26 protein-coding genes and 1 tRNA gene are annotated in these 26,880 nt (G+C 62.4%); 18 read left to right on the top strand and 9 right to left on the bottom strand.

Annotated elements, in window-relative coordinates:
• Nucleotides 1-2: 2 nt before the first annotated feature.
• Both lepA and V4529_00590 read right to left on the bottom strand, forming a co-directional pair.
• On the bottom strand, nt 3-1,799 hold the full coding sequence (gene lepA / locus V4529_00585) for a translation elongation factor 4 (GenBank protein MES2356822.1): 1,797 nt from the start codon (nt 1,797-1,799) through the stop codon (nt 3-5).
• Between the two features lie 64 nt (nt 1,800-1,863).
• A complete protein-coding gene (locus V4529_00590; protein ID MES2356823.1) occupies nt 1,864-2,787 on the bottom strand; it encodes a hypothetical protein in 924 nt (307 codons plus the stop codon).
• A 92-nt stretch (nt 2,788-2,879) separates the two neighbouring features.
• Here V4529_00590 and mfd point away from each other — a divergent pair, with 92 nt between their 5' ends.
• The 4 genes from mfd to pdxA are packed head-to-tail and all read left to right on the top strand — an operon-like array spanning nt 2,880 to nt 9,965.
• Complete coding sequence (gene mfd / locus V4529_00595) at nt 2,880-6,212, top strand: transcription-repair coupling factor (GenBank protein ID MES2356824.1); 3,333 nt, start codon at nt 2,880-2,882, stop codon at nt 6,210-6,212.
• Entirely contained in the window at nt 6,209-7,696 is a 1,488-nt protein-coding gene (locus tag V4529_00600; GenBank protein MES2356825.1) for a peptidylprolyl isomerase, read from the top strand. Before mfd ends, V4529_00600 begins: the two co-directional genes overlap by 4 nt.
• Before the next feature lie 5 nt (nt 7,697-7,701).
• Nucleotides 7,702-9,051 (top strand): peptidylprolyl isomerase, encoded by a 1,350-nt coding sequence (locus tag V4529_00605; GenBank protein ID MES2356826.1) that lies wholly within the window; start codon nt 7,702-7,704, stop codon nt 9,049-9,051.
• On the top strand, nt 9,048-9,965 hold the full coding sequence (gene pdxA / locus V4529_00610) for a 4-hydroxythreonine-4-phosphate dehydrogenase PdxA (GenBank protein ID MES2356827.1): 918 nt from the start codon (nt 9,048-9,050) through the stop codon (nt 9,963-9,965). The genes V4529_00605 and pdxA overlap by 4 nt, the downstream gene beginning before the upstream one ends.
• Here pdxA and V4529_00615 read toward each other — a convergent pair.
• A complete protein-coding gene (locus tag V4529_00615; GenBank protein MES2356828.1) occupies nt 9,901-11,250 on the bottom strand; it encodes a hemolysin family protein in 1,350 nt (449 codons plus the stop codon). The genes pdxA and V4529_00615 overlap by 65 nt on opposite strands.
• 171 nt (nt 11,251-11,421) lie before the next feature.
• Here V4529_00615 and typA point away from each other — a divergent pair, with 171 nt between their 5' ends.
• Nucleotides 11,422-13,269: a translational GTPase TypA gene (typA, locus tag V4529_00620; GenBank protein ID MES2356829.1), complete on the top strand. Its 1,848-nt coding sequence runs from the start codon at nt 11,422-11,424 to the stop codon at nt 13,267-13,269.
• A 146-nt stretch (nt 13,270-13,415) separates the two neighbouring features.
• Nucleotides 13,416-13,748: a hypothetical protein gene (locus V4529_00625; protein ID MES2356830.1), complete on the top strand. Its 333-nt coding sequence runs from the start codon at nt 13,416-13,418 to the stop codon at nt 13,746-13,748.
• A gap of 101 nt (nt 13,749-13,849) precedes the next feature.
• Here V4529_00625 and V4529_00630 read toward each other — a convergent pair whose 3' ends face one another.
• On the bottom strand, nt 13,850-14,086 hold the full coding sequence (locus V4529_00630) for a hypothetical protein (GenBank protein MES2356831.1): 237 nt from the start codon (nt 14,084-14,086) through the stop codon (nt 13,850-13,852).
• 96 nt (nt 14,087-14,182) lie between these two features.
• Here V4529_00630 and V4529_00635 point away from each other — a divergent pair, with 96 nt between their 5' ends.
• The 4 genes from V4529_00635 to V4529_00650 all read left to right on the top strand — a co-directional run bounded on the left by V4529_00635 (nt 14,183) and on the right by V4529_00650 (nt 16,985).
• Complete coding sequence (locus tag V4529_00635; protein MES2356832.1) at nt 14,183-14,731, top strand: helix-turn-helix domain-containing protein; 549 nt, start codon at nt 14,183-14,185, stop codon at nt 14,729-14,731.
• Between the two features lie 114 nt (nt 14,732-14,845).
• Nucleotides 14,846-14,919 (top strand) — tRNA-Ile (locus tag V4529_00640).
• Between the two features lie 267 nt (nt 14,920-15,186).
• Nucleotides 15,187-15,786, top strand: coding sequence for a hypothetical protein (locus V4529_00645; GenBank protein ID MES2356833.1), 600 nt, complete (start codon nt 15,187-15,189; stop codon nt 15,784-15,786).
• A 365-nt stretch (nt 15,787-16,151) separates the two neighbouring features.
• Nucleotides 16,152-16,985, top strand: a complete 834-nt coding sequence (locus V4529_00650; protein ID MES2356834.1) for an alpha/beta fold hydrolase — start codon at nt 16,152-16,154, stop codon at nt 16,983-16,985.
• 46 nt (nt 16,986-17,031) lie between these two features.
• Here the strand turns inward: V4529_00650 and V4529_00655 are convergent, their stop codons facing one another.
• Nucleotides 17,032-17,937 carry an ABC transporter substrate-binding protein gene (locus V4529_00655; protein MES2356835.1) on the bottom strand — a complete coding sequence of 302 codons (906 nt, stop codon included), beginning with the start codon at nt 17,935-17,937 and terminating at the stop codon, nt 17,032-17,034.
• Nucleotides 17,938-18,095: 158 nt separating this feature from the next.
• Here V4529_00655 and V4529_00660 point away from each other — a divergent pair, with 158 nt between their 5' ends.
• The 4 genes from V4529_00660 to V4529_00675 all read left to right on the top strand — a co-directional run bounded on the left by V4529_00660 (nt 18,096) and on the right by V4529_00675 (nt 20,955).
• Nucleotides 18,096-18,665: a DUF3761 domain-containing protein gene (locus V4529_00660; protein ID MES2356836.1), complete on the top strand. Its 570-nt coding sequence runs from the start codon at nt 18,096-18,098 to the stop codon at nt 18,663-18,665.
• Nucleotides 18,666-18,832: 167 nt separating this feature from the next.
• Nucleotides 18,833-19,594 (top strand): GNAT family N-acetyltransferase, encoded by a 762-nt coding sequence (locus V4529_00665; GenBank protein MES2356837.1) that lies wholly within the window; start codon nt 18,833-18,835, stop codon nt 19,592-19,594.
• Between the two features lie 282 nt (nt 19,595-19,876).
• The gene (locus tag V4529_00670; GenBank protein MES2356838.1) at nt 19,877-20,128 is read left to right on the top strand and encodes a hypothetical protein; all 252 of its coding nucleotides are present in this window, start codon (nt 19,877-19,879) and stop codon (nt 20,126-20,128) included.
• Nucleotides 20,129-20,154: 26 nt separating this feature from the next.
• Entirely contained in the window at nt 20,155-20,955 is an 801-nt protein-coding gene (locus V4529_00675) for a sugar transferase (GenBank protein MES2356839.1), read from the top strand.
• A 120-nt stretch (nt 20,956-21,075) separates the two neighbouring features.
• On the opposite strand, the gene V4529_00680 is transcribed toward V4529_00675, so the two are convergent.
• On the bottom strand, nt 21,076-21,441 hold the full coding sequence (locus V4529_00680) for a Spy/CpxP family protein refolding chaperone (GenBank protein MES2356840.1): 366 nt from the start codon (nt 21,439-21,441) through the stop codon (nt 21,076-21,078).
• A gap of 201 nt (nt 21,442-21,642) precedes the next feature.
• On the opposite strand from V4529_00680, the gene V4529_00685 reads away from it, so the two are divergent.
• Nucleotides 21,643-22,167, top strand: coding sequence for a CoA pyrophosphatase (locus V4529_00685; protein ID MES2356841.1), 525 nt, complete (start codon nt 21,643-21,645; stop codon nt 22,165-22,167).
• 9 nt (nt 22,168-22,176) lie between these two features.
• On the opposite strand, the gene V4529_00690 is transcribed toward V4529_00685, so the two are convergent.
• Complete coding sequence (locus V4529_00690) at nt 22,177-22,770, bottom strand: nitroreductase (GenBank protein MES2356842.1); 594 nt, start codon at nt 22,768-22,770, stop codon at nt 22,177-22,179.
• A gap of 142 nt (nt 22,771-22,912) precedes the next feature.
• Between V4529_00690 and V4529_00695 the strand changes: the two genes are divergently transcribed.
• Together V4529_00695 and V4529_00700 are read left to right on the top strand one after the other, a co-directional pair.
• A complete protein-coding gene (locus V4529_00695) occupies nt 22,913-23,728 on the top strand; it encodes a hypothetical protein (protein MES2356843.1) in 816 nt (271 codons plus the stop codon).
• Nucleotides 23,729-23,778: 50 nt separating this feature from the next.
• Nucleotides 23,779-25,227: an aspartate aminotransferase family protein gene (locus tag V4529_00700; GenBank protein MES2356844.1), complete on the top strand. Its 1,449-nt coding sequence runs from the start codon at nt 23,779-23,781 to the stop codon at nt 25,225-25,227.
• Here the strand turns inward: V4529_00700 and V4529_00705 are convergent.
• Both V4529_00705 and V4529_00710 read right to left on the bottom strand, forming a co-directional pair.
• Entirely contained in the window at nt 25,219-26,010 is a 792-nt protein-coding gene (locus tag V4529_00705; GenBank protein ID MES2356845.1) for an SDR family oxidoreductase, read from the bottom strand. The genes V4529_00700 and V4529_00705 overlap by 9 nt on opposite strands.
• A gap of 2 nt (nt 26,011-26,012) precedes the next feature.
• Nucleotides 26,013-26,384, bottom strand: coding sequence for a cupin domain-containing protein (locus V4529_00710; GenBank protein MES2356846.1), 372 nt, complete (start codon nt 26,382-26,384; stop codon nt 26,013-26,015).
• Between the two features lie 180 nt (nt 26,385-26,564).
• Between V4529_00710 and V4529_00715 the strand changes: the two genes are divergently transcribed.
• Nucleotides 26,565-26,873, top strand: coding sequence for a hypothetical protein (locus tag V4529_00715; GenBank protein ID MES2356847.1), 309 nt, complete (start codon nt 26,565-26,567; stop codon nt 26,871-26,873).
• The last annotated feature ends 7 nt before the right edge of the window (nt 26,874-26,880 follow it).

Here is a 26,880-nt window from a genome sequence, read left to right on the forward strand (position 1 = left end):
GGTCAGTCTACCTGCAGAACTGCGAGGAACGCCTCCTGCGGGATCTCGACCGACCCGACCTGCTTCATGCGCTTCTTGCCTTCCTTCTGCTTCTCGAGGAGTTTGCGCTTGCGCGAGATGTCGCCGCCGTAGCACTTGGCGAGCACGTCCTTGCGCAACGCCTTGACACTCGTGCGCGCGATGATCTTGCCGCCGAGTGCAGCCTGGATCGCCACCTCGAAGAGTTGGCGTGGTATGAGATCCTTGAGCTTGTCGGCGATCTTGCGGCCCCATTCGTAGGCCTTGTCGCGATGGATGATCACCGAGAACGCATCCACCGGCTCGCCGTTGATCAGCATGTCGAGCTTGACGAGATCGCTCTGTCTGTACTCGAGCATCTCATAGTCGAGCGACGCGTATCCGCGGCTGATCGTCTTGAGCCGGTCGAAGAAATCCAGAATTATCTCGCCGAGCGGGAACTCGAAGTCGAACTCTACGCGCGCGGCGTCGATGTACGACATGTTCTTGTAGACACCGCGACGCTCGGTGGAGAGCGTCATGATCGGTCCGATGTAATCGCTTGGCGAGACTATGCGCGCCTTGACGTACGGTTCTTCCACGTGCTGCACGACACCCGCGACCGGCATGAGCGAGGGATTCTCGATCAGCTCCATCGTGCCGTCGGTCTTGAACACGCGATACTCGACGCTCGGAACGGTGGTGACGAGATCGAGATTGAACTCGCGCTCGAGCCGCTCCTGCACGATCTCCATGTGCAGCAGTCCGAGAAATCCGCAGCGGAAGCCGAAGCCGAGCGCGGTGGAAGTTTCCGGCTGATAGTTGAGCGACGCGTCGTTGAGCTGCAGCTTGTCCAGTGCGTCGCGCAGGTTCTCGTATTGCGTGGTGTCGGTTGGATAGATACCGGCGAACACCATCGAGTGCACGTCCTGATATCCCGGCAGCGGCTCGACTTCGTCACGCGTCGCATCGAGAACGGTGTCGCCGACGCGCGTCTCCTTCACGTGGCGCACGTTCGCAACTACGTAACCGACCTCGCCCGGACGCAATACGTCCGTCTTCACCTGCCGCAGCTGGTGATATCCAACTTCCTCGACGTCGTACATCTCACCGACGGCGCTGAACTTGATCTTCATTCCGGCCTTGAGCTCGCCATCGACCACGCGGACGCTCGGAATCGCGCCGCGGTAGCGGTCGTACATCGAATCGAAGATGAGCGCACGAAGGGGGGCATCTGCGTCGCCTTCCGGCGGTGGCACGCGAAGCAGAATTTCCTCGAGAAGTGCAGGTACGCCGATTCCTTCCTTCGCGCTCACGCTCAACACGCGATCCGGCGTGACCCCCAGCAGGTCGACGAGCTCCTGACGGCGGCGCTCAGGCTCGGCGCCGGGCAGATCGATCTTGTTGAGCACCGGGATTATCTCGAGCCCGGCGTCCATCGCGAGAAACAGATTGGAGAGCGTCTGCGCCTGGATGCCCTGTGACGCATCGACTACCAGAATCGCCCCCTCGCACGCCGCGAGCGAGCGCGAAACTTCGTAGGTGAAGTCGACGTGGCCCGGCGTGTCGATGAGATTGAGCTCGTACTTTTTGCCGTCCGCACCGGTGTAGCCCATCCGCACGGCATTGAGCTTGATCGTGATCCCGCGCTCGCGCTCCAGATCGAGCGTGTCGAGCACCTGCGCCTTCATCTCCCGCCGCTGAAGCGTTCCCGTCGCCTCGATCAGACGGTCTGCGAGCGTGGATTTTCCATGATCGATATGGGCGACGATACAGAAATTGCGGATGTGCTGGAGCTTCATTCGGGGCTTTGGGGAGATTTTCAGGCCTAGCCCTCTAATATACCGGGAAGGAGGGTGATCTCCCCTATGGACGCTCCTGCCGTTGCATCGGCGGCCTCGGGGAGGAATGCGGGCGAGGCAGCAACGGCGCGTGGATCGGCTGCTGATCTAACCGCTGCTGCAACCCCGGCCTTGCAAACGCCGCGCACGGCGTCGTGTACGGCGCCAGAGTCCCATCCGGGCAGTGTCTCAGCGAATGTGTGCGTGGATCTCGGCTGTACCGGCTGTCGGCGCCATACCCGTATCCGTAACGGTTGTCGTATCCGCGATTGTAGCCGGAACCGTTGTAACCGTAGCCGCCCTGATATCGAAAGTCGTCGTAGCCGCGACGATACGGTGACGCACCCCAGGGGTCCTCGTAGCCACCGTAATACCCATAGTTGTCGTCGTATCGCACTCCGTGCTGATAGGAGGCGCGCCCGCCGCCGTCGCGGCCGATCTCGTACGGAGCGTAGGCGATGGAATACGCTCCTCGCCGTCCCACGCTCGCGCGCGCGAAGCGATCGACGATCTCGAATGGGTCGATACCGGGGCGCGCGCCCAGGGTCCCCACGTTCCAGCTGTTGCCGCGTCCGCGGTAGTCTCTGAAGTCGAATGGCGTGCGGGATGCCACCGCGAACACGTACCCGACGCCCTGGGTCGGGTCTGCCTGGAATGGAAGCGCGATACCCGAGCGGCTCGCGCCGAATCTCGAACGCTCGTTCGGTTGGCGTGGAGACAGCACTGTGAGGCGCCCATCGGTGTCGACTCGAAGGACGGTCACATAACTGCCGGCATCGCCCGAATACATCACCCGTCCCGGCTGGCCGCGATCGAATTCGTTCCCCTGTTCGAACCAGACGTCCACGTTGGGTGCGCGCTGTGCGGCGAGTGGCACGGGCGTCGCCGCGGCGGCGCCGATCAGTAGCGGAACCAGCAGTCGCGACGCGACGGCTTGCGGAAGGTTCATTTGATGCCTCCTCCAGAGACTACCCCAAATTATGTTGCAGTTTCCCGGTGCGGATCAAGTTTCCGGGCGGGGTCCTGTAAATAAGTGGGTTGATGGCCTTACCAACGATTATCGACGCGGTAGAAGCTCTTCCCGCGTTCACGCGGTTGGCGAACACGGTGCCGGGTACCGGAAAACGTCTTACCGTGGCTGGGTTGCACGGCTCGAGCGCTGCGGCGATGGTCGCGGCGCTGGCCCGAAGGATGGAGCGACGGTTCTTCGTGATCGTCGCGGAGAATGTCGGGGATGCCGAACGCTGGCTCGCCGACCTCGAGTCGTTGGAGGGAGGCGACTCGGTCGCGTTCTATCCGCCGCGCGAGAGTTTTGGCGAAGCAGAGCCGCACGCGGAGGTCGCCGGCGAGCGCGTGGAGACACTGGAGCGCGCGGCGCGCGGCGACGTGCGGATTCTCATCACGACTGCACGCGCGATAATGGAGCGCACCCGGCTCCCGGCGATCCTGCAGCACGGCCGGCTCGAGTTGAGGAAGGGTGACGTACGCAAGCTGGGCGAGCTGATCGAGCATCTCGATTCCATAGGGTTCGAGCGCGTCGACATGGTCGAGGACGTCGGACAGTTCAGCGTGCGCGGCGGAATCTTCGACGTGTACGGGTTCGGAATGGCGAATCCCGTACGCATGGAATTCTGGGGCGACGAGATATCGGAGCTGCGACATTTCGATCTCACTACGCAGCGCTCGACGCGCGATGCGGAAGTCGCGCTGATACTTCCGGCGGATGGAGTTGCAGCCAAGCGCGCGAGCGGCCGCAAGCGCGATGTAAAGGCGGCGCAACGCGCCGGTGATCGTGTGGCGATAACCGACCTCTGGGCTGCCGACACTCTCGTCATCGTTCCGTCGGAGTCGCACGTTGCGCCCGAGATGCGACGCACGTGGGACGAAGCGCAGCATCATCTGCTGCTCGCGATGCGTCGCGGTGAGGATGTCCTCACGCGCGACGAGCTGTACGTGGCTCCCGCCACCGCCGTGCGCACGCTCGGCTCGTTCGGCACAATCGCACTTGACGGCGAAGGCGAGCCGGATATCGGATTTCCATTCCGCGCACCGGAGACGATCAACCGCGATCTCAAATTATTGAATCGCATCGTGCGCGACGGCGTGCCGACGCTGATCCTGTGCGACAACGCGGGTCAGATCGAGCGGCTGGAAGAATTGCTCACGACGAGCGCACGCGATCCGATGCCGGCGGGATTGGTCCTCGGCGTTCTCGCCGGCGGCTTCTTTCTCCCCCCGCGCGGAACGGACCCCGGTCTTCGCGTACTCACTGACCACGAGATATTCCGACGCGAGCGACGCATTCGTCGCGCGCGCAAGTACATCACCGGCGGCGGCATCGACACACTCGGCGCGATCACGCCCGGTGATTACGTCGTGCATCTGGAACACGGAATCGGCATCTATCGCGGCATCGAGCAGCTTTTCGTCAAGGAAGCGACGGTCGAGGTTGCGGTGATCGAGTACGAAGGCGGCGATCGCCTCAACGTTCCGCTGTATCGTATAGATCAGATCGAACGCTACCGCGCCGCGTCGGACGTCGGCGACGACGTTCCGCCACCGCGCCTGCACAAGCTCGGCGGACGCCGATGGGGACAACAGCGCGATCGGACGCGCGCGGCGATCCAGGAGATGACGGTCGAACTGCTGGACCTGTACGCGCGTCGTAGCGTGGCAACCCGCACTCCGGCGCTTCCCGACACGACGTGGCAACGCCAGCTCGAATCATCGTTCCTGTTCGAGGACACCAACGATCAGCGCAAGGCGACTGTCGATGTGAAGGGCGACATGGAGCGTCCGCGTCCGATGGATCGCCTGCTTGTCGGCGACGTCGGTTACGGCAAGACCGAGATAGCAGTACGCGCGGCATTCAAGGCGGTGCAGTCGGGCAGACAGGTCGCCGTGCTCGTTCCGACGACGATTCTCGCGGATCAACACGCGCGCACCTTCGGCGATCGCTTCGCCGATTTTCCGATCAACGTGAAGGTCATGAGCCGCTTCCAGACGCACAAGGAACAGCTCGACACCCTCAAGGAGGTCGCGGCAAAAAAGGTGGACGTCGTGATCGGCACACATCGTCTGTTGAGTCCCGATGTGAAGTTCGGCGATCTCGGTCTCATCATCATCGACGAGGAGCATCGCTTCGGCGTGAAGCACAAGGAACGGCTCAAGCAGCTTCGGTTGGAAACCGACGTGCTCACGCTCACCGCGACGCCGATCCCGCGCACGCTGCACCAGTCGCTGGCCGGACTGCGCGACATGACGCTGATGCAGACACCGCCACGCGACCGCTCGCCGGTTCTAACCTACGTCGAGCCGTGGGACGAGGCGTTGATAGAGGAGGGAATCTCACGCGAGCTGGACCGCGGCGGACAGGTGTTCTTCGTGCACAATCGCATCGAAACGATCGACGCCATTGCGCAGCACATTGGCAGGCTCGTGCCGCGGGCGCGCATCGCAGTAGGTCACGGTCAGATGCGCGAGCGCGAGCTGGAAGAAGTGATGCGTCGCTTTGTTCAGGGTGAAGTCGACGTGCTCGTCTCGACCATGATCGTCGAGTCGGGTCTCGACGTTCCCAACGCGAATACCATGTTCGTGAATCGCGCCGACATGTTCGGCCTGGCGCAGCTGTATCAGCTACGCGGACGGGTCGGGCGTTCGCACAGGCGCGCTTATTGTTATCTGCTTGCCGCCGATGGAATGGACGACGATTCGGAGCGTCGTCTCAAGATCCTGGAGCATCACACGGAGCTCGGATCCGGCTACCGAATCGCGCTCAAGGACATGGAGCTGCGCGGCGCCGGCAATTTGCTCGGTCCCGAGCAGTCGGGGTTCGTGCATGCTGTGGGATTCGATCTGTACCTCAAGATGCTGGAAGAGACTGTCCAGCGGGTGATGCGTGGCGGAGACGGCCCCAGGCTGCAGCCCGCCGACATCTCTCTCGACGTCGCCGCGTACATCCCCGACGACTACATGCCGTCACAGGACGCAAAGCTCGACGTGTATCGTCGTCTCACGTCGATGACCGAGCCCGAAGAAATAGCCGGCCTTCGCGCGGAAGTCCGGGACCGGTTTGGTACGCTCCCCCCCGAGGCGGCTCATTTCTTCATGGCCGCGACCCTGCGCTTACTGGGGGGCCGGATCGGGATCGAGACTCTTTCAGTGCGGGGCAACGAGGCCCGTATTACCTTTAGAGGCTCGGCGGTCCCATCCATGAAGGGGATCTCTTCGGCGTTCCACGAGGTACAATTTCAGGCCGAGGTGCGCCGCGCGCATCCATTATCGCTCAAGCTCACCCGGCTCGGCGGCGCGTCCGTGCTGGATGGGCTCGTCCACGCACTCACGTTGATCAAACCCACTCCAACAACAAGATGAAACCAGCTTCGCTCGCCCTTGCCGCTGCCGCGGCTTTCGTTGTAACCGCGACAGCGTGTGCGGGCCTCAAGGAAGCGATGAGCGCGCACGTCGATACGGCAGCAAAGGCCGGATCGCAGGAACTCTCCGTCGATCGTCTCGCCAAGCTGCTCGGTGAAGCGACGGTACCGCCGCGCAAGGATGTCGCGCAGGCGATCGCCAACGCGTGGGTCGACTACGAGCTCCTCGGCCAGACCGCCGCGAAGGGCGACACCGTCGTCACCGACAAGGCGCTCGACTCGGCGCTTTGGGCACCGATATCATCGCTCAAGGCGAAGAAGTACTACGAGATCGTCTCGAAGGATTGGGGTACGGCTGACACCACGGCCGCTCGCAAGATGTTCGAGAACGGCGACATCCTCGCTGCATCGCACATCCTCATCCTCACCAAGGGTGCGTCGGCCGATCAGAAGGCAGCCGCGAAAAAGAAGATCGACGCGCTTCGTGCTCAGGCTACGTCGGCCAACTTCGCAGCGCTTGCCAAGGCCAACAGCCAGGACACGCCGTCAGCCGCGCGCGGCGGCTCACTGGGCTTGTTCAAGAAGGGTGCAATGGTGCCGCAGTTCGAGCAGGCACTGCTCGCACTCAAGCCTGGCGAGATCTCGCCGGTGGTCGAGACGGACTACGGTTACCACATCATTCGCCGCCCGACGTACGACGAGGTGAAGGACGAGCTGCTTCAGGCATCCAAGGGTCGCTCGATGCAGGTCGCCGAGAGCACGTTCGTAGCGAAGCTTCAGTCTGACGGCAAGATCGACATGGACAAGGACGCCGCCACGACCGCACGCGTCGTCGTCGCAGATCCAGATGCACATCGCAACGACAAGACATCGCTCGCGACGTCGACGGCGGGCAAGTTCACCGCTGGCGAGCTCGCACGCTGGATTGCGACGTTCCCGCCGATGCAGCAGTCGCAGCAGCGTGGACAGTTGCAGAACGCGCCGGATTCGATCGTCGTGATGTTCGTCAAGAATTTCATCACCAACGACCTCGTGCTGCGCGCCGCGGACAACGCCAAGATCGGGCCGACACCAGAAGAGATGACTCAGCTTCACAACGCGTTCTTCCAGTCGCGCGACGCGGCATGGACGCAGCTCGGAATCGACCCCAAGTCGCTCGCCGACAGCGCGAAGACCGAAGCCGATCGTATCAAGCTCGCATCGTCACGAGTCGACAAGTACATGGACGCGCTCGTCGGTGGTCAGGCTCAGTTCGTTCAGATCCCGGAGCCGGTCGCGCGTGTGCTGCGTGACCAGACCACGTCCAGCGTCAATTCAGCCGGCATCGATCGCGCAGTGGAGCGCGCCGTCAAGGCACATGCGGCTGCGGATTCCGTTTCTCGCGCCAGCACGCCTGCGACCGCCGTGCCAATGCCTGGCGCCGCAGCGCCCGGAAACGCCGCGCCGCCCGCACAGCCCGCCAATCCAACTCCGAAGAAGCCGTAGTCATCATGTCGTTGAAGTCAGTCGTTGTGTTTCTCTTCGCCGTCGCGCCAGCAGTTGGCGCGGCGCAGAGCGTGGTGCCGGTGCCCGCAGCCAATGCGGGCTCGGTGCCGAACACCCACATGGTGGATACGGTCGATCGCGTCGTCGCGGTCGTCGGTAGCTCTGTCATCACGTGGAGCGATCTCGCGGCGGCGGTCAATGAGCAGCGCGCTGCCGGTCTCAAGCTGCCGGATGATGCCGCCGGACAGCTTGCTGTAGCGCGCGGCGTCCTGAACGACCTCGTCGACCAGGAAATTCTGATTCAGAAGGCGAAGGACGTGAAGGTCGATGTCACCGATGCCGAGATCACGCCGCAGGTCGATCGACAAATCAAGGAAGTGCGGTCACACTTCCAGAGTGACATCGAGTATCGCAACGAGCTGAAGAACGCCGGTTTCGGCTCGCCCGAAGAATATCGGCGCACACTGTTCGACCAGTTTCGCCGTCGCCTGATTCAGCAGAAGACGTTCGCCGAGCTGCAGAAGCGCGCCAAGCCTGCCAGCGTGACCGAAGAAGAGGTTACGGCGGCGTTCGACAAGGTGAAGGACCAGCTCAAGAAGCGCCCGGCGATGGTTTCGTTCCGCCAGATCGTCATTGCGCCGCACGCATCCAAGTTCGCTGATTCAGTAGCGCTCGCGAAAGCAGAATCGCTGCTGGTACAGCTCAAGAAGGGCGCGAACTTCGAGGAGATGGCGAAGCGCGAGTCGATGGATCCGGGCACCAAGAACGTCGGCGGCGATCTTGGCTGGAATCGTCGCGGCTCTGATCTGGTTCCACAGTTCGAGGCGGTGATGTTCTCGCTGCGGCCGGGCGAGCTCAGCCCGATCGTGAAGACGTCATTCGGATATCACATCATCCGCGTCGATCGGGTGCAGCCGGCCGAAGTGAAGGCACGCCACATTCTCATCGCTCCAGTGATCGACTCGAACGACGTGCATGTCGCATATCTCCGCGCCGACAGCGTTGCGAACATGTGGCGCAAGGGTGCGAACTTCGATACGCTCGTAGCGAAATATCACGACCCCGCGGAAGAGAAGGGGATCCTGCAGCCGTTTCCCGTGGATTCCCTGCCGGCGTCGTACAAGGCTGCGGTAGCCGATCTCAAGGTGAACGACGTAAGCGCGCCATTCGCACTCGTATCGCAGAGCGGGAGCACCAAATATGCGATCATACAGGTCGTCGCCAAGACGGCGGAAGGCGAGTACTCGCTTTCCGAAGTGCGCGAGAACATCCGGCGGCAGCTTGCCGAGGAGAAACAGGCCCGCGCATTGCTCGACGAGCTGCGAAAGCAGACCTACGTGTCGCTGAGGCTGTGACCGCGAGCGGTGGCGCCAGCCGACCGCGCCTCGCGGTAACGGTCGGCGACCCGCGCGGCATCGGCCCTGAAATAATCCGCGCAGCGCTGGAAGATCCGGCGCTGCGTGACGTATGTGACATGGTGGTGGTCGGTGCCGAAGGGGCCGATGTCCCTGTCGACATCGCCGCCGGATCGTGGACCGCCGGCGACAATCCCGCAGCGGCGGGCAAGGCAAGCGGCGACGCAATCGCGCTCGCTGTTAAGCTCGCGCTCGCCGGAGAGGTCGATGGAATCGTCACCGCACCGATCGACAAGTTCGCGCTACTGTCGGGCGGCTACGATTATCCCGGTCACACGGAGATGCTCGCCGAGTTGACTGATTCGCGCGTGGCGATGATGCTCGCGTCCGACCGGTTGCGCGTGGTGCTCGCTACTACTCACATCGCGCTGCGCGACGTTCCACGTGCACTCACTCGCGAGGCCATCGAAACTGCCGCGAGTGTAACTCGAAGCGGCCTGCGCGACTGGTTCGGAATTGCGTCACCCCGCATCGCGCTCTGCGCGCTGAATCCGCACGCGGGCGATCACGGCCGCTTCGGAGACGAGGACGATGTTCTCCTGGCGCCCGCTGCAAGGGAATCCGGACTTCTCGGGCCATTTCCTGCAGACACCGTCTTCGTTCGCGCAATTCGCGGTGAGTTCGACGCGGTGATAGCTCCCTATCACGACGTGGGCATGACCGCCATCAAGGTCGCGTCGTTCGGAAGCGCAGTCAACGTCACGCTCGGCCTTCCGTTTCCGCGCACCTCGCCGGATCACGGCACCGCGCTCGACATCGCCGGACGCGGCATCGCCGATCCTTCCAGTTTTATCGCGGCGACTCGGCTGTGTGCCGAGATAGTTCAGCGTCGGCGGCGAGCTTCGCGGCAGTAAACTCGACGGCGAGCGAATCGATCTTTCGTCCGTCCATTTCGCGAACGACGAAGGTCACGTCGCCGCTGGCCAGTCTGTCGCCCACTACGGGCAGACGACCGAGCGCGCCGAACACGTAGCCGCCGACCGTCGTGTAATCCTCTTCCGGGATCGACGTTCCGAACTCCTCGTTGAACTCGGAGATGCTGGTCGCGCCGGAGATGATAGTCTCGCCGTTGCTCGTCGTGCGCACGTCGACTTCCTCGCCGACGTCGTACTCGTCCAGAATCTCGCCGACTATCTCTTCGAGAAGGTCTTCCATCGTCACGATGCCGGCCGTGCCGCCGTACTCGTCCAGCACGATCGCCATGTGTTCCTTGCGACGCTTGAAGTCGGCGAGAACATCTTCGACCTCGCGCGAGCCCGGTATGAAATACACCGGCCGCATCAGTGGACGCAGAGTGAATTCCGCCGGACGATGTGCGAGGATCGGAATCAGATCCTTGGCAAGGATGATCCCGATGATGTCGTCGATCGTCTCCTCGTAAACCGGGTAGCGCGACAGGCCGCTCTCGCTCACGAGCTCGATGATGTCTTCCAGTGTCGCCGTTGCGTCGATCGCGACGATCTCCGTGCGCGGCGTCATCACCTCGCGTGCATTCTTCTCCGAGAATTCAAAGACGGCGTCGAGCAGCGCCGCGTCGTGCTCCTCGATCGCGCCGCCCTCCTCGCTTTGCTCGACCAGCATGCGGAGCTCTTCGGGCGAGTGCACCGATTCAGCCGTCGGAACGGGACGCTGGCCCAGTATCCGCATCACACGAACTGCGGACTTGTTGAGCAGCCAGGTGAAGGGGCGCATGATCCACGCGAACGCGAGCAGCGGCGGCGTGAGATAGCGGGCCCATCGCTCCGGTTGATTGAGCGCGAAGGTCTTTGGCGTGAGCTCGCCGAACACGACCGTCAGGTACGTCACGAATGCGAGCGCGATGACGGTCGCGATGGTCACACGGGTGGCGACGTCGATCCCGAGTGGCAGGCGCGCGAAAGACTCCGCGAACGACTGCACCAGGAGCGACTCGGCGATCCATCCGAGCAGGAGACTCGTAAGGGTGACGCCGAGCTGGCTCGCCGAGAGTGCCGCGGAGAGATTGTTGGTGGCTTTGAGCGCAACGCGGGCCAGCCCGTCACCGCCGCGCGCCATCGCCTCCAGGCGCGTCTTTCGGGATCGGACCAGAGCAAACTCCGCGGCCACGAAAAAAGCGTTGATCAGGACCAGCCCGAGAACGGCCGCTATGCGTAGCAACACCCTCGAAAGATAGCAGGAACCGGGTTCATCCGCGCCTTCCGATGCCCGTGACGAGGCCCGGATCATGCCGCATTCGGGGACAGACGGCACGGATCGGCGGCTGGCGGCTGGTCGCGATCCGGAGGTCGCCGGACCACGTTTGGACCACTCGACCCGTTAAATTTCAGGGCTATGTCAGAGAAGCAGCAAATTCGAAATATCGCCATCATCGCGCACGTCGATCACGGCAAGACCACCCTCGTGGACAAGATGCTCCGGCAGGCCGGCGCATTCCGCGATAATCAGATCGTCGCCGAGCGCGTGATGGATTCAAACCCGCTCGAGAGAGAGCGTGGAATTACGATCCTTGCCAAGAACACTGCGGTGAGCTGGCACGGGACCAAGATCAACATCGTCGATACGCCAGGGCACGCCGATTTCGGCGGTGAAGTGGAGCGCATTCTGCGCATGGTCGACGGCGTTCTGCTTGTCGTCGATGCATTCGACGGGCCCATGCCACAAACACGCTTCGTGCTTGGCAAGGCGCTCGCACTCAAGCGCACGCCGATCGTCGTCATCAACAAGATCGATCGTCCGGGCGCCGATCCCATGCGCGTGCACGACGAGATCCTGGATCTCTTCATCGAACTCGAAGCCGATTCGGCGCAGCTGGACGCACCGGTGGTTTACGCATCGGCCCGCGAAGGCGTGGCGACGATGGACATGGATGTGACGCCGGTCGATCTCGCGCCACTGTTCCAGACCATTGTCGACAACGTTCCTGCGCCTGCCACGGATGAGAACGGTCCGTTCCAGATGCTCGTCTCGACGATCGATCACTCGCCGTATCTGGGCCGCCTCGCGATCGGCCGCATAGAGCGCGGCACGGTGAATGTCGGCGACAATGTCGCGCTGCTCGCGATGGATACGACCGCAGCGCCGGTCACGTCACGCGTCACGCGTCTTTTCACATACGACGGACTCGATCGCATCGAAGTGAACAGTTCGACCGCTGGTAACATCGTTGCGCTGGCAGGACTCGAAGGTGTCGAGATCGGACTAACGATCACCGACGTCAACACACCCGAGCGACTGGAAGGGATCTCGGTCGAGGAGCCGACCATCTCGGTCGACTTCCTCGTCAACAATTCGCCCTTCGCCGGCAAGGAAGGGAAGTTCGTGACGTCGCGCCAGCTGCGTGAGCGGCTGTACAAGGAGCTGGAGCGCAACGTCGCCCTGCGGGTGGACGATACGTCGGCGACCGATACGTGGACCGTGGCCGGACGCGGGGAGCTGCATCTTACGATTCTGATGGAGACGATGCGGCGTGAGGGCTACGAGTTCCAGGTTTCGAGGCCGCGCGTCATCACGCGTGAGGGACCGGACGGTGAGCGTCTGGAGCCTTACGAAGAGCTTTCAATCGACGTGCCCGAGGAGTTTCTGGGTGCGGTGATCGAGAAGCTCGGTCCGCGGCGCGGCGAGATGATCGAGATGAAGAATCCGGGCCAGGGAATGACCCGTCTGACGTACCGGATTCCGGCGCGCGGACTGTTCGGCTATCGCTCGGAATTTCTGACCGATACTCGTGGCACGGGAATCATGCACCATCGGTTTCTGGAGTACGGACCCTGGGCCGGTCCGCTGTCGGGGCGCTCGCGCGGAACGCTGGTATCGATGGACTCCGGCGTGATCGTTGCATTCGCTCTGGCCAACCTCGCCGAGCGGTCGACACTATTCGTATCGCCGACCGATCCGGTGTACGAGGGTATGATAATCGGCGAGAATTCACGCCCGGGTGACATGGACGTCAACCCGACGCGCGAAAAAAAGATGTCCAACATGCGATCCAAATCGACCGATGAGAACATCCAACTGGAGCCACCGCGGGTAATGACTCTGGAAAGTGCGCTCGAATATATCGAGGAGGACGAACTGATCGAGGTGACGCCGGCGGCCATCCGTTTGCGTAAGCGTCACCTCAGCGCGAACGATCGGAAGAAGATGTCGCGTGAGGCAAAACGTGAGCGTGCCGCCGGTTGACCGACCGGCGAAACTCACCCGGTTGCCGGGCTGCACGTTTGTTGCACGACCGCTGCGCTTCTGTGTGACAGGTATTGACTTCGCGAGTGGCTGCTCGATTAACTTCCCGTGAACCCCGTGTAACTCAGATGGAGAAGGAAATGCTGTTGGATGATCTCGACGTGCCCGGCACGATTGGCATGCGCACCGATTTCGCCGGCTATGACCTGGCGAAACCGTTCGAGGAAGACCCGGAGGACGAGGGTCCGCCGAACGCGTTCGACGACGACGAAGACGATGATGACTTCGACGACGACCTGGATGACGACGACGATGAAGAGGACGACGACGAACTCGACATCGACGAGGATGACGAAGACGACGAGGTGGACGACGACTTCGACGATGATGACGAAGACGACGATGAAGACCTCGATGACGATCTGGACGAGGACGCTGACATCGACGATGTGGACGACGGCGAGGATGCCGATCTCTAGCGTCGTGCCGGCGTGAGCCGGCGCTTCGCACAGCGCAACAATTCAAAAGAAAAGGGCGGCCCTGAGAGGGCCGCCCTTTTCTTGTCCGTGAGCGATTCGCGCTAGCGCTTTTTCCGTGCGGGTCGCGCGGTGCGTCCAAAGACTTCTGCGACCGGCCGGCCGATCAGGGCAGAAATGGCCTCTTCCAGCCGCTCACTGCCGACGCGCTCACCGCTGATGACGAGGGTGAGGTGGTTGTAGGAGACGCCGAGCTCGGCGGCGGCCTCCGCCATCGTCAGCTCGCGCAGCGTCACCGCGGCCCTCAACGCCGCCTTGCGTTCGAGTGGCGTCATAGCCATTCTTGGCTACCAATACGTTGCATTTCTAACGGTTAGAAGTATCACGCCTCATGCGGTGTGGAATATGATACGCGGGCGTAGCAAGTCAAGCAATCTATGATACGCAGCCGGATCGGGCGCAGGGTGTCACTCGGGGATCGGGTGAAGTCGGCGCGGGAGGGGCTGCGCATCGGCGGGCATAAGGTGACGCAGGGCGACCTGGCCAGGGCCGTGGGGGTAAAACGGAACACGGTGAGCCGGTGGGAGAACGGGGCGATGGTGCCCAGCGATCCAGCGGTGCTGGCGGCGCTGGCAGCTGCGCTGGAGGTATCGGTCGAGTGGCTGATCAGCGGCGATCCGGCGGCGGTCCCAGCGGGCAAGGCGGAGCTGCACGAGGGCTCGGGACGTCGGTATTTGGATCCAGCCACCGCGGAGCTTCCCGAGCGGGCAAGGTCGGTTGCTCTGGGCTATCTGGACCGGTTGCGTGAGTGTGGCTGCACCCAGGAGCAACGGCGAGGCGCGGAGTCCCTGTTGCTGGCCGGTGCGCGCAATGCCGTTTCTTCGACTCCGTTCGATGAGCGCGATGATGTCGATGTATGCGCCGACGTCGATGCTGCGTGGGATGTGGTGGTGCGAATCCTGAGGCGTGAGGGGAAGCGTCCGTAAAGGTTTGAGGAGTGCGGATGCGGCGCAGTCGCTTGCTCGGGGGTGTGGGCTCTTTTATCTTCAAGGGCTCCCGGTCGTTTTCCACGTCGTTGTTCGACATGGAAGACGGATCGAGGGCCTGTAGCTCAGGTGGTTAGAGCGCACGCCTGATAAGCGTGAGGTCGGAGGTTCAACTCCTCCCAGGCCCATTGTTCCATTGTAAACGCGATGTCGGCCCCGCGACGGTTCCTGCCGTTGCGGGGCTTTGTCGTACCTGGTGGGTGTCTGAAATGCGAACGCGATCATCCACGATCGATCGTACTGCAGTGAGCCCTGCATGAAAAAGCAGTCCGAAATCATGTCGCATCGCGCAATGCGCGAACCAGCTCTGTCGATGATCTGGCATGCTGTGATTCGGAACAATGTGCGGATCAGAATGTCTTAACGAAGCCAATTCCGGCCAGTCAACTGAATTCATGACAAGACTTCTCAATGCAGTTCTTTTCGTATCCGTGGCCGCCATGCCTGCTCTCGCGGTGGCGCAGGGTGGTCGCGGCGGATTCGGTAGCGGCGGCGGCCGAGGACGCGGTCAACGCGGTCAGGGCGATACGACCGCCACGGGGGCACCGCGACCTCAAATGAGTTTCGCTGAGATCGTCTTTGCGCACCGCTCGGACCTTCTGCTCGCTGATTCGCAGACAACCAGGGTGAGCGAGATCCGCATGCGGGCGATGAGCAGGCGTGTAACGCTCAACAACACGCTCGACTCCGTAAAGGCGATCATGGCGATGAATCCGACCAGTGTAGCGGCGCCATCCACAGACTCGTCACGCAAAGCGATGGCTGCTCAGCGCCGCGAGCTTGCATCGGTACTCGGCGATCTTCACGACGTGGACGTAAATGCACGTAATGAGACACTGCTCGTACTCAACCCCGATCAGCAGAAAAAGGCCGAACAGTTGGAAGAGCAGGCAGATTCGCCGGTCGTGCCAGGCAACGGAGCCGGCCGCGGTGCCGGCAGTGGCGGCGGACGCCGCGGCGGAGGGCGGCCCGGTGGGGGAATGGGCGGTCCGTGAGGCGTGGCCACTACCCTGGACGAGCGAAGATTGAAAAATGTTGATTGAACGAGCGGCTCCCTGACGGGAGCCGTTTGCGTTTCCGAGGACAGCGTCCGATGGATGACATCCTCACCCGCGACACAAGCGTGTAAGCCGCCGCACGCGCATTTGCCTGGAAACCTACGGCGCTTAGTTTTTACGGACGACGTCCACTGTTGTTGTGGGTGGCGTCCGGTTCAAGTCCGATCCGGAAGATCATGTACATCCTGCGTATCGGGTGGTGACGACCGATGCGGAGATCGATGCTGCTATCGCGTCAACGCGGACCGCGGACGACTACCGCCGCTGCTCCGGCCAATGCACGAACGTTCACGGAGACGGTTATGGCGACAGGAAGCAGTGACGCAAATTCCCCGGACACGATCGTTCTCATCAACGGACTCTGGCTCACTGCGCTCAGCTGGGAGCACTGGGTGAGTCACTATACCGCGAAGGGCTACCGCGTGATTGCGCGCAGCTGGCCCGGAATGGAAGGCGACATCGAAGAGCTCCGTCGCAATCCTTCGGCGATCGGCGGACTCGGAGTGGAAGCGATCGTCGAGCATTATGAGCGAATCGTGCGCGAGCTCGATCGTCCGCCCATCATCATCGGACATTCCTTCGGCGGACTGATTACGGAAATCCTGCTCGATCGCGGACTAGGCGCCGCTGGTGTCGCGATAGATCCTGCACCCGTGAAGGGGATCTTTGTTCTACCGTTCGCAAGTCTCAAGTCGGCGTTCCCGGCACTCAAGAATCCGTTCGAGCGAGACCGCGCGGTTGCGTTGACGCTGGAGCAGTTCCACTACGGATTCACCAACACGCTATCGGAAGAGGAAACCGTTCCGATCTACACGCGGTATGCAGTTCCGGGCCCGAACCATGTGTTGTTCCAGGCGAGTCTCGCCAACTTCAATCCGCACGCCGAAACGACGGTGAATTTTCGCAACGACGATCGTGCACCGCTGTTGCTGATCGGAGGGGGCATGGATCACACCGTGCCGGCGTCGGTAACCAGGGCGAACTTCAACCTGTTCAAGAAGTCGCGCGCCGTCACCGACTATCACGAGTACCCCGATCGCCCTCACCTGACGATCGGAGTTCCAGGCTGGGAAGAGGTGGCTGATTTCGCGCTGGACTGGGCACGCGAACATGCCACCGGCAAGTCAACCGCATGAGATCCATGTTGTAACGATGTTATGGCGTGGATCGCACCGCCGCCCGCTATTGGGCAGCCGGCGGGTGCACCATCGTCACCAGCTCGCGCACGGTCGCGGGCGTGCGTGGTCCGAAGTACAGAAGCTCCTGCTCGTTGATTCGATAGATGCGCTTGTTCCTGCCGGCGGGTGTGAGATTCACCCCTGGCAGTGTTGCGAACTTGTCCGCACTTCCCATGCGATCGAAGCCGACATCGGTCGCGATGATTATGTCCGGCGCCAACTGTGCGATGAGCTCCGGCGTGAGTCGCGTCATGGTTTTGGTCGAGTCGATCGCATTCGCAGCACCAGCCCAGCGCAGCATCTGAGTCGCGGGACCTTCTCCGCCAACTGCGAGATAGCTGTTCCCTATCTGACCGAAGTGCATGATGAGCACGCGCGGATGCGGTTTGCCCGTCCACTGCGCGGTGTCCTGCCAGACCGAATCCATTCCGCTACGCCACTTCGCGATGACGCTGTCCGCAGCTTTCTCACGATGGAACTGCTTGCCGAGCTGCGTCATCAGCATCTGCGCGCTGTCGAGCGATTCGCCCGGCTTGATGACGAGCATGGGAATGCCAACCTTCCTGAGCTGATCGAGCACGGCGTCGGGTCCAACATTTCCGTCCGTGAGAAACAGCGTTGGCTTCATCGATATGATGCCCTCCGCGCTCAATGCGCGGTGGTAGCCGACCGACGGAAGCGACCTGATCGCGGCAGGATAGATCGATGTGAGATCTCTGGCTACGAGATTGTCCTGCGCGCCGATCTCGTACATGAACTCGTTGATCTGCTTTGACACTCCGACAACGCGATTGGCGTTTCCACTGCTGTTGCCTCTTCCGCATGCGGCAAGTGAGAGCGCGATGGCCGCGGCGAGTGCAATTCGCCCGGGATTGAACGAGGGAGCTGTCCGAAACTCTATTTGACGCATTGGCGTGTACTTGAGGATTGGCGGAATGCACGGCTGTCGCGGCGGCGGCCCGGGTCGCGCAACTAAGATTACGCTAAGGCCGATTACTCCGTTGCGCGCCGACGGGGCTCTTAGCAATTTCTTGCTAGGAGTACCAATTCCCTTCATGGAGAATGGCTATGCGGCTCATCTCACGCTCGTTCGCGATTGCGGCGGCAATCGCGATGGCATCGGCACTAAGTGTCGGTGCGGCAGGTGCACAGGGGACGGCTACAACGTGCAAGGACGGAACTACGAGCGCGACGTCTGGTCGCGGTGCATGTTCCGGACATGGCGGCGTGGCGAAGGCCGCCAGTGCGGCAAAGGCGCCGAAGGCTACCAAGGCGAGCAAGGCTGCAGCGGCAACGGCGGCAGCGCCGGCCAAGGCTGCGACGAGCGCCGCCATGGTTACATGCACTGATGGAACGATGTCGAAGGGTGGCCGCGGCGCATGCTCTGGTCATGGCGGCGTGAAGACGTCGGCAGCAGCAGCGGCTGCGGTTACCCCGGCGCCAGCAGCGGCATCCACAGCCAAGCCCGCCAAGGCGGCGAAGGCTTCGGCCGCGTCCAAGGCAACGGTCGGATCGGGCGGCAAGGAAGACAACAATCCGGTCGGTGCGATCGCCAAGTGCAAGGATGGTCTCTACTCGCACGCGACTCATCGCCAGGGCGCCTGCAGCGGCCACGGCGGAGTGGCCAGCTGGATGTGACGGCAGCAATCGATTCATGATGATCGGGGGCGATCGGCACTTGTCGATCGCCCCCGATTGCCTTCCGGGCACCCGGCACGTGGAGGTTCTGCGGGGTATCTTTCGTGGTGCGACTGCCAGTTCTGTCAGGCGCTCCAGGTCGCTGGCCAACGCGGGAGGGGAAGCCCATGTCCGACTTCTATCGACGCCGACGCGTAGTAATCAAGGACGCCACTGCGCTGCTCACGTTCTTCCTCGGCTTCGTCTGGTCGGGTGCGTTCGCGTGGCCCTTTCTGGCCGACCAGGTGGATCAGGGCGACATGATCCGCGGACTCGCGTACTTCCTCTCACTCGTGCTCGGTACCGGCATCGTCATGGGACTCATCGGTCTCGAGGCTGGCAATCTGCTCGGCGGAGTGTGGGAGCGATATCACAAACATCATCGCCATAATCGTGAATTCGCGATCGCCGGAGGATCGTCGACGATCGCGTGGACTGGCGCGAGGCCAATCGCGCCGGTGCGAAGGGCGTCGACGTCCGGCGCATCCGCGCGGCGCGATGTGAGCAATGTTTACTACGACGAAGCTGGAGTGTACGCCGCTTCGTTCATACCGCTGGCCGAACGCGTGCGCCCGGTTCGCTACGAAATGGCGAAAGTGCGCGAGGCGCTCGCCCGGACGACCAATATCGGTGCGTGGGACGGTGGGCGTCTCGTTGGAGCGGTGCGCCTTCTCAGCGACGGCTACACGTTCAGCGTGATAGCCGACATCCTGGTCGATCCGGACTATCAGCGCCTCGGCATCGGGCGCAATCTCATGTCGCGGGCGCTCGCCGCCGCACCGGATGCGCGCCTGCTCATCGAGGCACAGCCGGACTGCATCGGCTTTTTCGAGCGCATCGGATGTGTGCGCGGACCCACCGGATTCACCCTTACCGCTTCACCGCGATGAGCGGGCGCCTGCGAAACGACCTTGGTGCGTCGTTCCTTACCGGCCGTTTTCTCGTTCCGACGGTGATCGCCATCCTGCTGGTCGCGATCGTCGTCTGGCTGGTCCGCGGACACTGATCGAAGCTTTATAGCGGGCCCGGGCGGCTATTTTCGCCCGAGCACTTGCCGTAACGTCCAGCCAGCCGAAACTCGGGGGTAGTGCGGCTCGCCGACTGCGGTGGTACTATATGTGCTCGGTGGCTCTCCACTGGAAGGCGCTTCCTCCCACCCGATCGGGACAATTGTGAACGAGTCAATTCAGTCGCCAGAGACTGACGAGGAGACGTACGGGTTGCCAGAAGTTGATCCGGAGCATCAGCCGGAGCAGCCGCCGCCGCGCAAGCGTGCGGACTCCAGCGTCAAATTGTACGTTGCGTTGTGGTTGCCTGGCGCGGGTGCTCTGCTCGCGTACGCGGTGACGCGCGGCAGCTTCTGGGCTGGATTCGTCGGAATCGAGTTGTTGCTGGTTGGACTATACACCCTCGCAAAATTGTAAGTGCTGAAAGCTCGGATACGTAAGCGATGAACACCGACTCCTATCCTGTACAGGATGAGCAGACGGAGATGATCGACGACGAGCCGCGTCGAGACGCGGCTCCCATCGCTGCGTCCGAGCCCGCCAGTGCACCCAATCGAACGGAGGCTGGCGATGCATACGCTCAGAGAGTCATCGCCGCGCAGCGATCGGAAGCGCTCAATCGTCTGCTCAACGTCTTCATTGCCGTACTTGCGCTGATCGTGCTCGCTCCGGTGATGCTGCTCATCGCGCTCGCGGTGAAGCTCACTTCGCGCGGCCCTGTCTTCTACGTGCAGGACCGTGTTGGCGTGGATCGTCGTCGCCGAGCCGTTTCACCGGGTGAAGACAGACGCAGGTCGAATGTCGGGGGACGGCCGTTTCGCATCCTCAAATTCCGGTCGATGCGCCAGGACGCCGAGGCCGGGACTGGTGCAGTGTGGGCGGCGCACCAGGATCCGCGTGTGACGCCGGTCGGAAACTTTCTGCGCAAGACGCGTCTGGACGAGCTGCCTCAGCTCATCAACGTCGTGCTGGGAGACATGAACATCGTCGGACCGCGACCGGAGCGGCCCAGCATATTCGCAGAGCTGCGCGAGAACATCGACGGGTATCAGTTACGTCAGCAGGCGCGGCCGGGCATCACCGGCTGGGCGCAGATCAATCACTCATACGACACCTCCATCGAAGATGTGCGCGTCAAGATTCAGCTCGACCTCGAGTATCTCGCGCGGCAATCGCTGGCGGAGGATCTCAAGATCATGATGCGGACACTTCCCGTGATGATCTTCAAACGCGGCTCACGGTAACTGTGCGATCGATCATCGCTTCATCGTGATGTCGTGTACGTGATAACAAAAAAGGACCGCATGGTGCGGTCCTTTTTTGTTACTGGGTGTTACTGGGTGTTACTGTGTGTTGACGGTGTGCTACGGCTGTGGCCGGTTCATGCGCGCCTTGTCCATGTCCGCCACGTTCTTGTCGAAGACGGCCTGCTGCTCGGGCGTGAGGATTGCGCGGAGTTGAGTGCGCTGATTGGTGCGCATCTCGGTCATCTTGGCGCGCATGTCGCCGCCCGTCTCGGCCTTTGCAGCCGTCGCAAGACGCTCGTTGATTGCCTTGACCGAGTCGGTCTCTGCCGCGGTAAGCGTGATGCCGGTTAGCAGGCGCGTGGTCGACCGCTCTACCATCTGCGAAGGATCCATCCGTCCGCCCATGTTCCCCTGCGCCATCACCGGAGCACTCGCCGCGGCAAGGAGCACCAGGGAGCACGCCGCAATGTTGATTCGCCGCATGTCGATTCCTCTTGAATGTTTGGTGTTGTGTACGCCGCTGACATTCGCCAGCGAAATTCGTACCCTGCAACCCATAGATGTACGGTCAGCCCTGCAGGACGTTGTAATGTTGAGCGCGCGACATCAGGCCGGACCTCCTTCCACGACCGTCGCGAGCGCAGTACAGTTCGGAATGACCCCTTGGTGCGTCGTTCGGTTGGTATGAGCGTTCGTCATGCGGCAGTTGCGATTGTGCTTTCGCCGGGAGCGGCGGGCGACGACTTGCTGCTCATCAGGCGCGCAACCGTTGACGGGGATCCCTGGAGCGGTCATTTGGCGCTGCCCGGCGGTGGCCACGAGCCGGCCGATTCGACCCTCGAGGACACCGCAAGGCGCGAGACACTGGAGGAGACTGGCATCGACCTGTCGCAAAGTGCCCGCGTTGCTACGCTCACCCCCGTAACGCCGAGCTTCATGACGGCGCCTGCCATAACCATCGCGCCTTTCGTGTTTCGATACGGGGGCGACAGGCGCGTCACCATGTCATGCGAGATAGTGGAATCCTGGTGGATTCCAGTCGAACAGCTTCAGCGTGATGATGCGTGGGTGACCACCCCGGTTACGATACGCGACGGCTCCGCGATTCACGTACGCGGTCTTCTCTGGCACGGCCACGTGCTGTGGGGTTTGACGGAGAGAATTATTCATGAATTTCTCGCAACCGTGGAACAGGAGCAATCGCCGTAAGCGTCGCGCTCATTGCGTCAGCGCACTGACGCCGTCTGCACCATACTCCACAGCCACGTCGTCCAATAGCGGCCGCGGCCGATCTCCAGGACGCTCGGTCGCAGTACCGATGTGCACGAATCCAGCAATCCGCTCGTCATCCCTCAGCCCAAGCTCGCGCATGATCCGCCGATCGTACGCGTACCACTCGGTGTGCCAGTTCGCCCCGTATCCCATTGCGTTGGCCGCGACGACGAGGCTCATCGTCGCTGCGCCGGCGGAAAGAATCTGCTCCCACTCGGGCGCCTTGGGATGCTCGCGCGTGCTCGAGATTACTGCGATCACCAGTGGGGCGCGGACCAGGAGACCACGCTCGATCTCCAGGAGTTCCGGCGTCGCGTCGGGATGGTCCGTGTGGAACGTGGTCGCGATCAGGTCGCCCAGTCGAGCTCCGCCAGCCGGCCCGATCACCACGAACCGCCAGGGTACGACTCGGCCATGATCGGGCACCCGGCTGGCGATCGTGAGCAACGTACGGATTTCCGCGGGCGTTGGAGCCGGTGCGGCGAGCAGGCGCAGTGGAACGGATCTGCGTGTGAGCAGCAGGTCTATGGTCGAATTCATTTGTTGGGTCGAGGTTTCCCAAAGTTAGTTGAGGAAACCATTTCGTCGCGTGAACCATCCTACCCCTGGAGAGCCGGTCGCAAGGTGTCCTGGCTCGTCCTTGCGCATCGCTGCCGAACTTTCACCCATAGCCATCAAGACCATGTCCTCCGCACCTACCGGTAAGCCCGCCTGCGTCGTTACCCGATTCCCGATCGGGCTCGCAGTTATTCTGACGACGCTCGCGGCATCGGGGGCAGGGGCTCAGGAACGTGCCTATTCGGTGCCTCTGCACGCCGTCGTGTCCACGTCAGGCGCGACGCATATCCGCGTCGAGAACGGATCGGGACATCTTGTGATCAACGGCAAGGAAGGCGCTTCGCAGGTATCCGCAACAGCTACGGTGCGCGCCTCCTCCCAGCGGGCCATGGACGCGGTCAAGCTGATCGCACGTCGCGAAGGCGACGCGATTGTAGTGCGGACGGATCGTCCGGACAACGACTGGTTCGGGAACGACGACGTCAGTATCAACCTCACGGTCGAAGTACCGCCCAGTCTCAGCCTCGACGTCACCAACGGTAGCGGCGTCGCCGAGATCGATAACGTGGGCCCGGTCACCCTCCACGCGGGATCCGGCGGTGTACAGGTCAGCGACGTCAGAGGCGCGGCAGAAGTGCGGAGCGGCTCGGGCGGCGCGAGGTTGCGCAACGTTCATGGGGACGTGACGGTCTCCACTGGTTCAGGCGGCATCACCATCGCGGGCGTGACCGGCTCGGTGGACGTACGCGAGGCAGGCTCCGGCGGGGTCAACGTGAGCGACGTGACCGGCTCTCTCCACATGGGCTCGATCGGCTCCGGCAGCGTCGATGCCGACAGGATTGGCGGTGATCTCACAGTTGACAGGAAGGGAAGTGGCTCGGTGTCGTACACCAACGTCAAGGGCCGCGTCAGCGTGCCGACGCGCGGGCGCGACTGGTGACCGCAGCGAGTCGACAGATGAGCTGAGAGATGTTTTGATAGATTGATCGGATGACGGATCCGATCCTTGAAACACTGGAGAGCGACACTCAGGCGGAATCTGGCGCCGAGGTTGTCGCTCTCGTTGCAGAATACTTCGACTCCACGCGAGATGGCACAGGCGCCGTCTCGACCGAGCTCACGCCGGAACAGCTAGCCGTACGGTTCGATGAGCCGCTGCCGCGTGGCGGACAGTCGCTCCGGCACGTCGCGCAGCGTCTGCGAACAGACGTGATGGCGGACGCCAATCGGCTGTACCATCCGATGTACATGGGCCATCAGGTCGCGCCCCCTCTGCCCGCGGCTGTGTGGACCGAGCCGCTCATAAGCGTGATGAACCAGTCAGTCGCGGTCTGGGAGATGTCTCCGACCGCGACCGTGATAGAACATCGCGTGATTCGCTGGATGACGGATCTCGTCGGTTGGGACGAGGCCAGCGGCGGCACCCTCACATCCGGTGGCACGGAGGCGACCTTCACGGCGCTGCTGGCGGCGCGCAATGCGATAATTCCCGACGCGTGGGCCGACGGAGTCGGCGCGAATCCTCCTGTCGTACTCTGCGGCGAGCATGCGCACTACGCAGTCTCCCGCGCGCTCGGCGAGCTTGGACTGGGTGTGCGCAGTCTCATCACCATTCCGTCGCGCGATTTCCGGATGGATCCCGATGCGCTCGAACGCGCGCTCGCCGACGCCCGTGCATCGGGAAAGGCAGTGATGGCCGTCGTTGCGACTGTGGGATCGACCGCCACGGGATCGTTCGACGATCTCACTGGTATTGGTCAAATCTGCGACGCGCACGGCGTGTGGCTGCACGTGGATGGTGCACACGGCGCCTCGGCGCTCCTCTCGGAGTCGCGCGCGGCGGCGCTTCGCGGACTGGAGCGTGCGCGATCGCTTGCATGGGACCCGCACAAGGGAATGCTGTTGCCGATCGCTACCGGAATGTTGTTGATGCGGGACGATCGGGATCTGCAGCGAGCATTCGCTCAGCGCGCGCCGTATCTGTTTCACGAGCGCGCCGGCGCGCGTGCGTGGGACCTCGGCAAGGAGAGCTTTCAGTGCTCCCGCCGCGCAGACGTCTTGAAGCTATGGGTTGTGTTGCAGCGCTACGGCGCGGACGGAATCGGCCGAGTGTACGACCATCTGTGCGACGTGACGCGCGATCTCTACGATGCGATCACGTCGCGCAGCGACTTCGAAGCACTGCATGCGCCGGAGTCGAACATCCTCTGCTTTCGTTACCTCGGCGGAGGCAATCGAGATTCCGATTTCATCGATGCACTGAATCGCAATTTGCGCGCGGCATACAACCGTTCGGGCAAGGGATGGATCACTCTTACAGTCCTCGAAGGGCGACCGGTGCTGCGCGTGACGTTGATGAATCACCGCACGCGCACGCATCACACAAGAGCCCTGCTCGATGGACTTGCAGCAGAAGCGGCAACGCTGATCTCAGAGTAGCGAGCGAATCCAGCCTCCGTCGACGGGTATCGACGCTCCGGTGGTGTAACTCGCGCGCTCCGACGCCAGGAACGCGACCATCGCCGCGAATTCCCTCGGTGTACCGAGTCTGCGCATGGGAATCTGCGATTCCATCGCCGCGATCTCCGCCTCGGCTGTCGTGCCGCGCCGCGTTGCGTTGCTCTCCGCCAGGTGCGCGATGCGATCGGTGAGCGTGTACCCCGGCATTACGTTGTTCACTGTCACGCCGTAGGTCGCGACTTCGTTCGCCAGTGTGCGAGCGAACCCTGTAACCGCTGCTCGCACACTGTTCGAGAGAATCAGGCTATCCACCGGCTGCTTGACGGCAATCGATGTGATGTTGATAATGCGCCCCCACAGACGCTGCTTCATTCCCGGCAGCACGGAGCGGGTCATGTTGACAGCGCTCTCGAATGTAAGTCGCCACGCGTCGGTCCATGCTGACGGCGGATGCGCCTCGAACGGACCGGCGGGCGGACCGCCCGCGTTGTTGACGAGAATGTCCACGCGACCGAATTCATCTTGCGCGGAGTTCCAGATGCGCTCCACCGCCGCGGGGTCGGAAATGTCTGCCACGACGGAAATGACTCTTACGCCGCTCGACCTGGTTATCGCGCGCACGGTTTCGTCCAGCGAGGACTGGCTGCGTGCACACAGCACCAGGTTCGCTCCCTCCGCCGCCAGCTCTTCCGCGACCGCGCGGCCGAGTCCACGGCTGGACGCCGTGACGAGGGCGACCTTGTCCTTGATGCCGAGATCCATCGCTATTTCTTGTGGAAGTAGCTGTCGGTCCCGTTCAGCCAGTCTTCGCGAGGTGGGCTGAAGATGTCGACGTCGAGCGTGTCTTCGAGCGCTTCCGCACGGTGCGGCACGTTGGATGGGATGTGCAGAACTTCGCCGGCGTTGACGACCACTTCCTCCTTTCCATCCGCGCCGATCCAGAAGTGCAGAGCGCCTTCGAGGATATATGTCAGCTGCTCGTTGTGATGCGAGTGCTGCGGCACAATCGCGCCCTTGTCGAGATATACGTGGGCGAGCATCATGTCGTCACCCGTGATCAGCCGGCGGGAGATGCTGTCGGTCACGACCTCCTTTGGCATGTTGTCCCAGCGGAAATGGCGCACCTTGGTGTTCATCGTGGTTCTGGTTGAGGGGTACAGGGAGAACAGGACTTACGAAAAACATACGTAGGATCGCGAGCGCGCGGCTCGGCAGCGGCTACGTTCGGGGAACATACGTCCGGGCAAGCGATTTGCGAATAGCGGTACCAGCAGCAGAGATTCGCTGGCCATCGCTCTCGACTCATCTCCCCGCCGATGCTCTCTCACGATTCGCAGGTCGCACCTCTAATAGAGATATTCGAGCTGTACATGTTGCGCGACGCAACCCTTGCCGACCTTCGCGAGCCCACCGTCGTGGCGACGCGTGCGATGCTGGATTCCGGTCTGACGCCGGACATGATCCTCTCCATCCTCGATGGGGCGGTGAAGGTCGCTGCGGATGAGACCGTCAGCGCCAATACGGCGGACCATGCGCGCGCGCTGCGGGAGAATATCGTCCCGTGGCTGATGGGCGAGTGCTTCGACCCGATCGTGGCGAAGGGACCCGTGTGGCCTGTGGCATGAGCGGCAG

The sequence above is a fragment of the Gemmatimonadota bacterium genome, from assembly GCA_040388625.1.
GTDB lineage: Bacteria > Gemmatimonadota > Gemmatimonadetes > Gemmatimonadales > Gemmatimonadaceae > Fen-1247.